Annotated in this window: 10 protein-coding genes; 1 reads left to right on the top strand and 9 read right to left on the bottom strand. The window is 48.7% G+C overall.

What is annotated here, in order from left to right; genetic code table 11:
* Positions 1–33: 33 nt before the first annotated feature.
* The 9 genes from ACWA2B_RS09400 to ACWA2B_RS09360 form a co-directional block, all read right to left on the bottom strand.
* The gene (locus tag ACWA2B_RS09400; protein WP_069011286.1) at positions 34–1,326 is read right to left on the bottom strand and encodes an ABC transporter substrate-binding protein; all 1,293 of its coding nucleotides are present in this window, start codon (positions 1,324–1,326) and stop codon (positions 34–36) included.
* A gap of 175 nt (positions 1,327–1,501) precedes the next feature.
* On the bottom strand, positions 1,502–3,061 hold the full coding sequence (locus ACWA2B_RS09395) for a response regulator transcription factor (protein WP_449291958.1): 1,560 nt from the start codon (positions 3,059–3,061) through the stop codon (positions 1,502–1,504).
* Positions 3,039–4,769: a sensor histidine kinase gene (locus tag ACWA2B_RS09390; protein WP_209018226.1), complete on the bottom strand. Its 1,731-nt coding sequence runs from the start codon at positions 4,767–4,769 to the stop codon at positions 3,039–3,041. Before ACWA2B_RS09390 ends, ACWA2B_RS09395 begins: the two co-directional genes overlap by 23 nt.
* A gap of 124 nt (positions 4,770–4,893) precedes the next feature.
* On the bottom strand, positions 4,894–5,136 hold the full coding sequence (locus ACWA2B_RS09385; RefSeq protein WP_029515768.1) for a hypothetical protein: 243 nt from the start codon (positions 5,134–5,136) through the stop codon (positions 4,894–4,896).
* A gap of 39 nt (positions 5,137–5,175) precedes the next feature.
* Positions 5,176–6,042 (bottom strand): inositol monophosphatase family protein, encoded by an 867-nt coding sequence (locus tag ACWA2B_RS09380; protein WP_013308756.1) that lies wholly within the window; start codon positions 6,040–6,042, stop codon positions 5,176–5,178.
* A gap of 174 nt (positions 6,043–6,216) precedes the next feature.
* Positions 6,217–7,218 (bottom strand): UV DNA damage repair endonuclease UvsE, encoded by a 1,002-nt coding sequence (uvsE, locus tag ACWA2B_RS09375; protein ID WP_069011284.1) that lies wholly within the window; start codon positions 7,216–7,218, stop codon positions 6,217–6,219.
* A gap of 139 nt (positions 7,219–7,357) precedes the next feature.
* Entirely contained in the window at positions 7,358–7,681 is a 324-nt protein-coding gene (locus ACWA2B_RS09370) for a hypothetical protein (protein WP_013308754.1), read from the bottom strand.
* Between the two features lie 101 nt (positions 7,682–7,782).
* Positions 7,783–8,871, bottom strand: coding sequence for a D-alanine--D-alanine ligase (locus ACWA2B_RS09365; protein ID WP_039270664.1), 1,089 nt, complete (start codon positions 8,869–8,871; stop codon positions 7,783–7,785).
* 73 nt (positions 8,872–8,944) lie between these two features.
* A complete protein-coding gene (locus tag ACWA2B_RS09360) occupies positions 8,945–9,940 on the bottom strand; it encodes an amidase domain-containing protein (RefSeq protein ID WP_069011283.1) in 996 nt (331 codons plus the stop codon).
* A 419-nt stretch (positions 9,941–10,359) separates the two neighbouring features.
* On the opposite strand from ACWA2B_RS09360, the gene acnA reads away from it, so the two are divergent.
* Positions 10,360–13,071 (top strand): aconitate hydratase AcnA, encoded by a 2,712-nt coding sequence (gene acnA, locus ACWA2B_RS09355; RefSeq protein WP_449291957.1) that lies wholly within the window; start codon positions 10,360–10,362, stop codon positions 13,069–13,071.
* The last annotated feature ends 47 nt before the right edge of the window (positions 13,072–13,118 follow it).

Genomic DNA, 13,118 nt, shown 5'->3' with positions numbered 1-13,118 from the left:
GTATCAGATATCCTAAAGGTCACATTGCGCTCATTATTGCTTGTTATTCGCAAGGATAGTATTCGCATCAGCCCGGAATTTGGCCGCTGCGTCTTCAGGCGTCATCTGTCCGAAATTGACCTGTTCAATATAATCGGTCAGAGTCGCAATCACTTCCGGCGATCCGACTGGCGGCGGCGGGCTCATTGGAGAAGCCTTCGGCTCCATGGAAGCTACAAATTCAAACACCTGCTTCGTAGGCTCGCTCAACTCTGGCGCAACAGCCTCCTTGATTTTGGAGGAAATCGGCACGCCACGTTCGCCTTTAATCAATTTATTCGCTTCTACATCATTCATCCAGAAATCAATAAACTTTGCGGCCTCATCCTTCACCTGTGAACGGGAAGCAACCGTCCAGTACATCGTAGGCTGCATGTATACGCCTTTTTCCATATTCGGCCCAAACATTGGAGCCAGTGCCATGGGGCGGTTAACAACCTGCTGTAAGCCCACATACTGATTGGACCACTGCCAAATACCGATGCCTGTTCCTTTTACGATATCGGATTCCTCAAGAATCCCCTTGGTCTGGTTCATGATTTCAGGAGGCGGAGTCGCTCCCTTCTTAATCAGATCAGCCAATCCGCTGAAGAAGTCAACAAACAGCTTATCGTCGTCATATCCCAAGCCTGTTCCTTCCGCATTGTAGAGAGTCTTTCCTTGCGTACGCAAATAGTAGTGGAAGAAAATATCGGCAGCCATCGAGCTGTCAAAATATACTTTATTGGAAGCTGCCTTTAAAGCCAGTTCTTTGTATTGATCCCATGTCCAGTTATCAGGAATTTTATCTATACCTGCTTTCTTGAGCAACGCCGGATCATACTGGAAACCCAGAACATTGACACCTGTTGGAATACCATATTGCTTTCCTGCTATTACGCCGGTACTGAGTACATTTTCGTTCACGTCAGCGACCTGAATTTTTTGATTTAAGTAAGGCGCGAGATCCTCCAGTTGACCATTTTTTGCATATTGGCTAATGTACGAAATGTCCATTTGCACGATATCCGGTAACTGATTAGCCGCAGCCTGTGGGGCGAGCTTTTTCCAATAGTCATCAAAAGAGGCATATTCCACATCGATCGTTACATTAGGATTTTTCTGCTTATACAAATCAACGACCTTCTGCGTGTATTCATGACGCGTATCCGATCCCCACCAAGCGATACGTAACTTTACTTTCCCGTCTGCACTTGTGCCCGAATTGCCGCCGCCGTCCGCTCCGCTACATGCTGTCGTCAAAACGAGCAGCATAGCTATAATCAGAAACCATCCCTTTTTGCCCACCTATCTCTCCCCTTTTCGCTGTTCTAGAAAGGAGCCAAATTACAAGTGACAACGTATTTACGCATTTTTGATAGCGTTTACATTAGCTCCTGTTGTTATTTTCCCAAAAGCTGAGAAGCATTGGAATACACAAATCAGGTTTCCTGGGTTTAAAAAACAGTGGGACTCCATCAGCTCATCCCCGTTCATGTGATTTAATGTACTCGGAAGGCGTCATACCCGCCCATTTTTTGAACACCTGGCTAAAATATTGCGCGTTCCCGCCGAAGCCGAAACATTCGGCCAGCTCAAACACCTTTACATCTCCTGTCTCTCGAATATGCTCAGCCGCACGTTCGATCCGATAACGATTGACGTAGTGTGAGAAGTTTTCCCCCGTCACCTTTTTGAAAATCTTCCCTAAATAGTCGGAATTCATATACAGCATTTGACCTGCCACTCCGTTCAGCGACAAATCGGATTTTCTATAGTTTTGCTCAATAATAGTGATCATTTTATCAACGGTAGAAGATTGGCGATACACATTACTTTTATAATAGATTGCGGTCATTCGTTCGGCAGCTTCCTGTACAAAAGATTTGAGACATGCCAGCGTTTTTTGCTCTGCCAGCACCACCATTCGGCTCGTAAACGCCGCACGCTCCTCTTCAGGACATATACGGATCATAGCAGCATAGAGTTGAAGCACATAGGAGCGGGTCACGGAGATTTCCAGCTTCATACGGGACAGAATACCGAACAACCTATCCACTTCCTGTGCAACCTCCACCGTATTTCCAGCCTTGATCAGCAGACCGAACTTCTCCTCGTCCAGCTCCAAATCTGCCATCTCCCGGGTATCCTCAGCCGCTAAATCCTCCTTCGTAATCAGACTGCCCTCCCCGGTGTAAAAACGGTGATTCATACAATGCAGTGTCTCCCGGTACATCCCCCGTGAATGCTGCATACTATCCGACTCACTAACTGCGACCGTTACCTCCAGCTTGTAAAAGCGATGAAATGTCGCACGTACCGCTTCAATCTGTTTCATAAACCGTGACGTATCATCCTCGCTTTCCAGCACGATGAGCAATTGCCCCTGCATGGTCGTACTGAGCAAGACATCATCCATCAAATCTGCCGCTATATTTTGCAATGCAAACAGATGCTCCGGCTCATGGGATTCCTCCACCCGCAGCAGCAGCATTCGAACCTGCTTATCTTGCAATTCAATTCCGAATAACCGCTCATAAAATGCGATATCGCGGCTACCGTAAGTTTTATAGGAAATAAACTCCTTCAAAAAGTGTTCCTTCACATGGGGCAGCATACGCTGAAAATCTAGCTTCATCCGGTTTACAAACTGCTTGCGTTCTTCCTGCTCCTCCCGCTCCTGTCCCAACTCGGTCAGAGCCTCATGAATTTGCCGCTCATTGCATGGCTTCAACAAGTAGTGCTTCACCCCGTATTGCATGGCCCGACAGGCATAATCAAAATCTTTGTAGCCAGACAACAGAATGAAACGGACGTCTGGAAAATGCTCCGTCGTTTTGGCAACCAGTCCGATACCGTCTAGTCCTGGCATAGAGATGTCGCTAATCACAAAATCAGGTGGGCTGGCTTGAATCTGATCATAAGCCTCAATCCCGTTACGTGCCGTGCCAACCAATCTCGTGCCCGCTTTCCCCCAATCAACCACCTGTGATATGCCTTCCAAAATCATACGCTCATCATCAACCAGTAGCACCTTGTACACGACCCTGATCCCCTTTCACATATGGAATACAGACATGAATCGACGTTCCTGTTCCTGACTCGCTATGCAGCTCTATCCCCCAAGGTGTACCAAATGTCAGGTTAATCCGTTCCTGAATATTCGTAAGTCCAATGCCCTGCCCACGAGTCGTAACCTGCCCGCTTCGCAGCTTTTCCAAGAAATCCGGCGTCATTCCCGGTCCGTCATCTTCAACTCGCAGAAATAGAGCACCCTCGCTTTCTCTCGCAATAATAGCAATCTGACAGGGTTCAATTCGCGGCTCCAGCGCATAATGAATGGCATTCTCCACCAAGGGCTGAAGCGTTAGCTTCGGAATTTGTGCATCCATCAGTTCTTCCGGAATATCCAGATGGAAAACGAGACGTTCATCAAAACGTGTTTTTTGGATCGTTACGTAGCTCCTTACAATATCCAGCTCTTTTCGAAGCGGAATCAGCTGCTCCTCAAAACTGACCGCACTGCGCAGTAGAAAAGCAAGTGCTTCCACCATCTCTGAAATCCGGTCCTGTTTATTGGCCTTGGCGAGCCAGTTCACGGACTCTAATGTATTGTATAAAAAATGTGGATTAATCTGGGCCTGGAGCGCCTTTAGCTCTGTTTCCCGCAGTAATAGCTGCTTGGCAACATTCTCATTAATGAGCTCACGAATGCGGCGAATCATTTTCTTGTACGTTCGATGAAGCAAGCCTACCTCATCCTGTGTGGAAAGGGGGACCGCACCAAGTGCTTCCTCTTCCAAACGGTCGAGATCGCCTTTTTCTATTTTACGCATGTTCTGGATTAATTGAACGATCGGTTTGGTAATGCTCCCTGACAATCTAGCCCCCAGAGCCAATGCGATAAGAAGCATAATGACAAAAATAGCGCTTACAACTTCTTTGATAATCGTAATGCTGCGAAACATATCATCGAAGGGGGTCATATGCAAATACGTCCAATCCGTATAAGAAGATTTGATTTGAGCAGCGAAAAAGGTTCCTCCTGAGTAGGTCGCAATCCCGTAAGGCTGCTTCCGGCCCAGCTCGGCCTGAATATCACTCTCACTCAAAAGTGGTGTTTCGGGATAAATCATCCGCCTTCCATCTGTAATCATCAGTTGTCCGTCACGACCGGAGGTTTGCACACGGTCCGCTACAATCCGGTCAATTCGTACACGAATCGCAAGCGTTCCGAGCCCATTCAGCGTAAAATTGGAATCGGTAAAGGATTTGAACTGCCGAGCTGCCAGCAAGGAGGAATGACCTGCGGCATACCATGCATTGGAACCGTCATGTTCGTCTGCCAGCTCCGACAGGGTGGATCGAAGCTCTTGGGGAATACCTTCGCGGTTGCCCGCACTCATGACCTGTCCCTCTTTGTCGATGACCATCATAGAATAGACATAGGTTTCAGAGCCGGCAAAGGCGACAAGCCTATTCGTTATTTTTTTACGCAGCACCATTTTGGCATAAGGGGATTTCTCTTTTTCCAATTGCAGCAAATAACGTTGAAGCTGCTCGTCCGTTGTTACCTTGAAAGTAACTTTTTCCACATCCTTCAGCTCATTTTCTATACCGATTGAAGAAATATTGAGTACTTCGGATGTTTTTTTGTACATTTGATTATCATAAATGTGAAATACGTACTTAAGTATGACTGCAACAACTGCAAAATTAACCAGCATAAGCACCGTGATCAGCAGTACCATTTTATGATGGATTCCAGCATTTTTGTAAGCGCTTTTAAAGTAGGTAATCAGTGATTGTCGCCTCCTTTATAACATACAAAATACCCCATGCCTTGGTCATTCGGCAAGAGGTATTTGCATTTGCTTAGCGTTGATCGGTTGGTTTCGATTTGTCCGCCTTGCTCATATATTCGTCGTATCGGTCATCAAGTTCCCGTGCCATACTCCGGTATTTACGCGTTTCCTCAACAATGGGATCGATATGAGTCTGAACCCGCACCTCATATTTAGGGCTGAGCCGTTCCCGCTTTTGGGCCTCATTCTCACGAATTTCGCCTTCCGTCAGCAGTTCACTGAGCTGGCGTTCCAATTCTTCGGATTGACTCATCGCGATTTCCTCCTTTAGGGTGATGGTCCCTACGTAGAATTATAACCCGGTTGCGTCTGCTTCTTTCAGCACTTGAATAAGTTGAGAATGAATAGCTGTATTCGTAGCTGCAATATGCCGTACACTCAGGTCATAAGGTCTGCCCAATGTATCGGTAATGGTACCGCCTGATTCCTGCACCAGCAAAGCGCCCGCTGCTACATCCCACGCATTCAAACCAATTTCGCAATAGGCCGATAACCGTCCCGACGCCACATAAGCCAGATGCAATGCTGCCGAGCCCAGCGCCCGAATGCCGCGTACCTGAGGTGTAAGAACCTGCGTGATTTTCATATTTAGCGGTTGTGCATACGTACGATCTGGCGGGAAGCCGATGCACACCAGACTATCTCCCAGTGTTTCTTCTCTTGAGGCTTGCATGCGATTACCATGTACATATGCGCCTTTTCCTTTTTCCGCTACAAACATTTCATCACGGGACGGATCATAAATAACCCCGACAATCACCTCTCCACGATGGGCCAAGGCAATGGACACACTGTAATACGGCAGACTGTGTACAAAATTGGTCGTGCCATCTACCGGATCAATAATCCATAAATATTCCTCTTCACGGGCAGCCTCTAGTGCGCGGGCCGAAGCTTCGGCTCCCGGCTCTACACCCTCTTCACCCAAAATCGCATGATCGGGAAAATGGGTCAGAATCAGTCTGCGAATCATCTGTTCTGCACCTTTATCTACCTCGGTCACTAGATCCGTAGGAGACTGTTTGGTATTCAAATGTTCAACAGTTCCCAGCCTGCTCTTAATCCATTCCCCGGCTTTGGATGCCGCGTTAATAGCCACGGCAGTATAGCTTTTTCCTGATACGATATAGGGAACCTTTTCGTTTTCATGTTCGTTCAACGTGTTCACTCTACTTTCTATATCATTGTTACGTGGTTTACGAAGCTGGCCTACAGCACAGTCTCTTAACCATCTCTGTTTCAGTACAAGTTTGCTAGTTTACACATTCTAGTATACACAATAAACTGCATAAAGTTTCCCCAAATGAGAGATTTATCCGCAAAATACTACTTTCTAAGGCATAATTTCTACGGAAGCCCCATCCAGCACTTTGACCCCATTATCTTCCTGAAGGCGCAGTTCATTCATCAATCCGAATAACGCTTCATCCTTAAGCTTGGCTTCAAGCATGACATCAATCCGATCCGTATATCCAGCAATATTGCGCAGAAAGGTCAGCAACGGCTCCACCAGAACACCGTCTGCATGACCACGAGGGTCTTTTTCACTTTTGGGACTGGAGGCATGAATTTTGGGCGGCAATGGATGATCAGTAGAAGATCCGGCTTGGGCCAATTCCCCTTTCCAGGTATTCAATATGTCCGGCCATAGCTCCCACGGCTTCTCACCCTCGTTATTGACCCATTGATGATGAATATCGAGAACCATCGGCAAGCCCGTTATTTTGCAAGCTTCCAGTGTTTCCACCGCATTGAATGTTTTATCATCATTTTCCAGCGTCAACCGTTCTCTTAACGAAAGATCCAGAGCACTAACCTGCTCTACAAAACGCTGGCCTGAGGTCACCTTATCTCCGTATGCACCACCAATATGAATGTTGTTCTTGGCTTCGGCACCGAGCCCCATGGCCTCCAGCATCGCTTTGTGGTACTTCAAGTCATTAATGGAGCTCTCCAACACCTCAGGACGGGGAGTGCTTAACACTGTAAAATGATCGGGGTGAAACGATACCCTCATCCTATTCGCCTTGACATAGTTCCCAACCTCTGCAAAGTCAGCAGCAAGCGCCTGAAACGGGTTCCAATCCCGCAGATCCTGATGGGTCGCGAGCGGAATCAGCTTGGATGAGAAACGATAGACCTGGATATCACTCGCGCGATTATGGCGCAGCAGCCTCAATGTATTATGGAGATTTTCAGCTGCTATCCGTTCTAGCTTGCGGATCGCAGCTTCTCGGTCTCCAATCTTGTTAAAGCTGGCCATCGTCATGGTTTTAGAGGGGGATGCATTTTGCACGGTAACCGACATGGCTACATAACCTAACCTTACGATCATAGGGTGTCTTCCTTTCAGTAGTTCGCAGTAGATGGTAAGGCCGCTTTCGTTCTGTGACCTAAAACCCTTTTCTACTGATCATACCCGGAAAAGCACATGCTGATTCGGTGTTATCGCACAAATTGCAAGAAGCAAACAGCTAGGATTGCTGCTGTGCTCCAAAAAACATTTCATCCGCCAATGCGGTCTGAATTCTTGATTCCTCATCATTCAGCTTACGAATGAGGATCATTTCAACTTCGGTCACTTCATCGCCCTGGAAATTAATTTCGGCGATACAGCCCACAATCTGCACGATGGCTACTGCCACGTTGTCCACGCTGTAAGCGATGACCTTCTGGCCTGTCGGAAACACGCGCAGCCCGGATTTAACCATTTTGCCACGTCCGTATTCCAGCAGTTCGTAAAGTTCTTGTTCGCTCTTGAATTTGCATACGGAGTTAAATTCAGTTTGAAAGCCCATGTGTAGCCGCCACCTTTCATCATTAAGGGTTTAGTGAAATGCTCAAGTAAGTGCCATATATATGAACAAAAAGGAGAGTGATCAGCTCCCCTTTGTTTCTTTTATGAGTTCTCGTAGTGCAATGCGGACCTGCGCTCATAACGCTCCAGTGCAAGAGCAATCATGCGGTCCAGCAGACTTGCATAGGATACGCCGGTTTCTCTCCACAATAATGGATACATACTGAACGGTGTAAAACCAGGCATCGTATTCACTTCATTAATAAGAATATGTCCGTCCGAGCGTCTGACGAAGAAATCGGCACGGGAAATCCCGCAGCCTTCCAGCGCGCGGAATGCTTGTAATGCGGCTTCACGAATACGATCTGCCACTTCCTCATCCAACGGTGCCGGAATAAGCATTTCCGATTGGCCATCCGTATATTTGGCAGCATAATCATAATAATCACTCGACGATACAATTTCACCCGGTACCGAGGCAATCGGCTCGTCATTGCCAAGTACGCTGACCTCAATCTCACGGGCATCGACGTACTCCTCGACAATCACCTTCAGGTCAAATTGCAAAGCCAGATCTACAGCCTTTTCCAGCTCTTCTCGGTTGCTGGCTTTGGAAATACCGACACTTGATCCCAGATTGGCCGGTTTGACAAAGCAAGGATAACCTAGCTCGGTTTCCATATTACGTACCAGATCATGACTGGTTTGGGCCCACTGTGTACTATTAAAATAACAGTATTTCACTTGCGGCAATCCTGCATGCTCAAACAGCTTCTTCATGACGCCTTTATCCATACCTGCTGCCGAAGCCAACACTCCTGCACCGACATAAGGCATATCCGCCATTTCGAACAGACCCTGAATCGTTCCGTCCTCGCCAAAGGTGCCGTGCAGCAACGGAAACAGCACATCCAGCGTCTGCTCTCCGTACAGCTTGCCGAACAACGTATCTAATGCCGCCTTGGTACCGCCCTCTGCACGTTCCAGCTTCAATTGCTCTACAGAAGCCAGAGGAGCGCTTAATAGCGCCCCTCTACGCCAATCGCCAGCCTTCGTAATATAAAAAGGAATAATCTCGTATTTCTCATAGTTAAATGCGTTCATTACCGCATACGCCGTTTGCAGCGAAACCTCATGTTCGCCCGATTTGCCACCGTACACCAGCCCTACGGTCAATTTTTGATTTGCCATGCCTATCCTCCGCTTTCCTACTTTCGTCATTATGACTGATTTGCGTCACTATACCTGTTATCCATCATCTCATTTAAAAATAGTCGGCGATGTGATAAAAGCGATATACCGTGTTGTCGGTCCACGCATACGAATTTTTATAGTCCCAATAACGATGTCTGGAGCTTACCGTATGCGCATTGACTAGCGGCATGCCGCCCGCATCAAAGGCCGTTACCACCGTGCTGTGCTGAAAGGTTCCGTCACCATCCCAATCGTAAAAAATGACGTCCCCCAGCATGAGCTGCTCCGGTCGACTCACCTGCTCAGCAGTCAAACCCCATGAGCTGGAGCCCAAATACCGCTCCAGACTGTTGGAAACTGCCCAACTGTAGCTCCACAGCTCACGTCCGGCGACCCGTCCTTTATACCACCAGCCCGATTCTCTTTTACCAGTATAGTGGATCGGTGCGCCCCCTGCAAAGAGGCATTGCGAGATATAATTGGTGCAATCCACATCAAAACCTTCAAACTCCGGGTTAAAGCTATCCCACCACTGATCTGCATAAGCCGCTGCTTCTTCACGGCGATATCGGCTGGGACGTGCGGACGAACCAAAGCCCAGCACACCGCGATTCAGCAGCGGCAAACTCCCTCCCTGATTAAACGAAGCCTGTTCAAAAGGAACCTCTCCCCCCGCTGGCTTCCTTTCTGCCGGATCTCGCTCAATTCTCGCTACCTGCCAGGCTTCACCCTCGCGTGTGAACGTCAGACGCTCCCGTTCAATCCGATCCTCCCGGTGAGTCATCCCGCCCTTCTCATAAAAGAGTCGGACATGCAGTTGTACATCTACCACAGCCTCATCCGGCGTATCCTGCACCATTCGTAGCGGCTTGGCGCGTGTCTCGCTGCGTAGGGGAACAGCATCCCGTTCGTTGTACCACTGCTCCAATCTGGCCGCACGTGCTGCTCGTTCCATCCGCTGGCCCACCTCCAGATACTCATCTGGCTGCGGTACACCATTGACTTCACTGCGATTGTATTGATTCACGTAAGCAAAAAGGGCCTGTTTCCATTCCCGCTCCCCCATCCCTATCCCTCCAAATTCGTCCCGCTATCCTTTTCCGGGGATAACCGGAATGATGTAGAACTTCCTTTTTCCCTCTCTGGTCTGATATGCTCTCTATCTATAAGTATGAATCTCTAAAGCTTGGTATGAACATCGAAACGCGAGGGAGCGGAACGTTTTATTTTCCAATCTGCAAGGCATCATTTAGGCCAAAAAAACTTTACGGAACTGCCTGAAAACGGTATACTTAATCCAAAAGCAATCATTTTGAAATCATGTTTCATCTAATGAAACAAATTGCATTCATCACAACCTCTAACACGTTATGAAGCACTGAAGATGTAATTGAGAACGCAACCAATTTAAACCAACTGGGCAAGACGTCGAAAAAACGACATCCCTATTTTCCCCCAAGCATTCACTTCAAGGAGGTAATACTTATGTCAGGAAAAGATCAATTCTCCATCGCCCGTAGTCTGGAAGTTAACGGGAAGCCTTATCGCTACTACAGTCTTAAGGCACTGGAGGAACAAGGAAAAAGCGGTATCGCCAAGCTGCCTTTCTCCATTAAAGTGTTGCTGGAAGCCGCGGTTCGCCAATTTGACGGACGCGCCATCACTGAAGAACATGTACAGCAGCTGACAGGCTGGGCTGAGGATCGGGACACCAACAAGGAGATTCCGTTCATTCCTGCACGCATCGTGCTACAGGATTTTACCGGTGTCCCCGTAGTTGTCGATTTGGCAGCTATGCGTGATACGGTGAAAAAAGCAGGCGGGGACCCGAAGCAAATCAATCCGCTCGTTCCCGTCGATCTCGTTATCGACCACTCGGTCATGGTCGATGCTTTCGGTACCAGTGATGCGCTGGATTACAACATTAATGTAGAGTTTGAACGTAATGAGGAGCGGTACCGTTTTCTGCGCTGGGCGCAAACGGCGTTCAACAACTTCCGCGCCGTTCCGCCATCCACAGGTATCGTCCATCAGGTCAATCTGGAATATCTCGCCTCCGTTGCCGCTACCAAAACCATTGACGGTGAAACGGTCGTCTTTCCAGATTCCCTCGTAGGAACAGACTCCCATACCACGATGATTAACGGCCTTGGTGTTGTTGGCTGGGGTGTCGGCGGGATTGAGGCAGAGGCGGGTATGCTGGGGCAACCGCTGTATTTTGTCACTCCCGATGTGATTGGCTTCAAGCTGACAGGCAGTCTGACGGAAGGCTCTACCGCCACCGATCTGGCGCTCACTGTTACACAAATGCTGCGTAAAAAAGGCGTAGTCGGCAAATTCGTAGAGTTTTACGGGCCTGGTCTGGCTAACATCAGCTTGGCTGACCGTGCGACAGTTGCCAACATGGCACCGGAATACGGCGCAACGATTGGTTTCTTCCCGGTCGATGCGGAAACACTGGCCTACCTGCGCAGCACTGGACGTTCCGATGAGCAAGTAAGCCTCGTAGAGGAATATTACAAGGCCCAAGGCATGTTCCGCACATCCGATACACCGGACCCTATGTTCAGCGATACCATTGAGCTGGATCTAGCTTCGGTTGTACCGAGTCTCGCCGGACCCAAACGTCCGCAGGACCGTGTTGAGCTTGGCCGCATGAAAGAAACGTTTGAAGGCATTATTCGTACCCCGGTGGACAAGGGCGGCTATGGACTGAGCGATGAAAAAATCGCACAGAAGATTCCGCTGACCCATCCGGACGGCTCCACCAGCGAGTTAGGTACAGGAGCAGTCGTTATTGCGGCTATCACAAGCTGCACGAATACCTCCAATCCAAGCGTTATGCTCGGTGCGGGCTTGCTGGCCAAAAAGGCAGTGCAGCGTGGGCTCAAAAAGCCAGGCTATGTTAAAACAAGCTTGACGCCAGGCTCCCTCGTCGTGACGGAATACCTGCAAAAAGCGGGATTAATCGGACCGCTCGAAGCCCTCGGCTTCCATGTAGCAGGCTACGGCTGCGCAACCTGTATCGGTAACTCCGGTCCACTTCCTGACGAAGTGAGTCAAGCTATCACAGACCATGATTTAACGGTTGGCGCAGTTATTTCCGGTAACCGGAACTTTGAAGGCCGTGTGCATGCGCAGGTCAAAGCCAACTATCTCGGCTCACCGCCACTGGTTGTCGCTTATGCGCTGGCAGGTACAGTGAACATTGATTTGGTGAATGATCCGCTCGGTTACGATCAGGACAATCAGCCTGTCTACCTGAAAGACATTTGGCCCACTTCCGAGGAAATCAAGGAAGCCATCAGCCTGTCTCTCAGCCCGGATATGTTCCGTCGCAAATACGAAAATGTATTTACTGCCAATGAAAAATGGAACTCCATTCCGGTTCCTGAAGGCGAACTGTATGAATGGGATGAAAAATCAACTTATATTCAAAATCCACCATTCTTTGAAAAACTTCAGGATGGCGTGCAGGATATCAAGGAAATCCGTAATGCCCGTGTGCTTGCCCTGTTGAATGATTCGGTCACGACGGACCATATCTCACCAGCAGGCAACATTGCTCCTTCCAGCCCGGCAGGACTGTACTTGAAGGAGCATGGCGTGGAACGCAAGGATTTCAACTCCTACGGCTCCCGTCGCGGTAACCACGAGGTCATGATGCGCGGTACATTCGCCAACATCCGTATCCGCAACAATGTGGCTCCAGGTACTGAAGGCGGCGTGACCAAATACTTGCCAACGGATGAGGAAATGTCCATCTATGATGCGTCCATGAAATATCAGGCAGCCGATCAGAACCTGATCGTCATCGCTGGTAAGGAATACGGCACAGGCAGCTCTCGTGACTGGGCGGCCAAAGGTACGCTTCTGCTGGGCGTTAAGGCTGTCATTGCCGAAAGCTTCGAGCGGATTCACCGCAGTAACCTGGTCGGCATGGGTGTACTGCCTCTGCAATTCCAGGAAGGCTATGGCTGGTCCAGCTTGGGCCTCAATGGTCGTGAAACCTTCGACATTCTCGGCATTAACAATGACGTGAAGCCTGGTCAAGAGCTTACGGTTGTGGCTAAACGCGAGGATGGCACGAAGTTCGAATTCCCAGTAATTGCTCGTTTGGACAGCACCGTCGACATCGACTACTACCACAACGGTGGTATTCTGCAAACCGTATTGCGTCAAATGATTCAAGAGTAAAGAGCGTATAAATAACAAAATCCCCTCCAAATGCAGTGGAAACTGCA

This window comes from Paenibacillus sp. CMM36, assembly GCF_053570945.1.
Note: the sequence above shows the minus strand (reverse complement) of the source record. Positions and strands in the feature narration are given on the sequence as shown.

Bases quoted from the DNA above. Each gene is read 5' to 3' on its own strand.
- ACWA2B_RS09360 (WP_069011283.1), bottom strand. From the start codon at position 9,940: ATGGGGGAGCGGGAATGGAAACAGGCCCTTTTTGCTTACGTGAATCAA.
- acnA (WP_449291957.1), top strand. From the start codon at position 10,360: ATGTCAGGAAAAGATCAATTCTCCATCGCCCGTAGTCTGGAAGTTAAC.
- uvsE (WP_069011284.1), bottom strand. From the start codon at position 7,218: ATGATCGTAAGGTTAGGTTATGTAGCCATGTCGGTTACCGTGCAAAAT.
- ACWA2B_RS09390 (WP_209018226.1), bottom strand. From the start codon at position 4,769: ATGGTACTGCTGATCACGGTGCTTATGCTGGTTAATTTTGCAGTTGTT.
- ACWA2B_RS09365 (WP_039270664.1), bottom strand. From the start codon at position 8,871: ATGGCAAATCAAAAATTGACCGTAGGGCTGGTGTACGGTGGCAAATCG.
- ACWA2B_RS09370 (WP_013308754.1), bottom strand. From the start codon at position 7,681: ATGGGCTTTCAAACTGAATTTAACTCCGTATGCAAATTCAAGAGCGAA.
- ACWA2B_RS09385 (WP_029515768.1), bottom strand. From the start codon at position 5,136: ATGAGTCAATCCGAAGAATTGGAACGCCAGCTCAGTGAACTGCTGACG.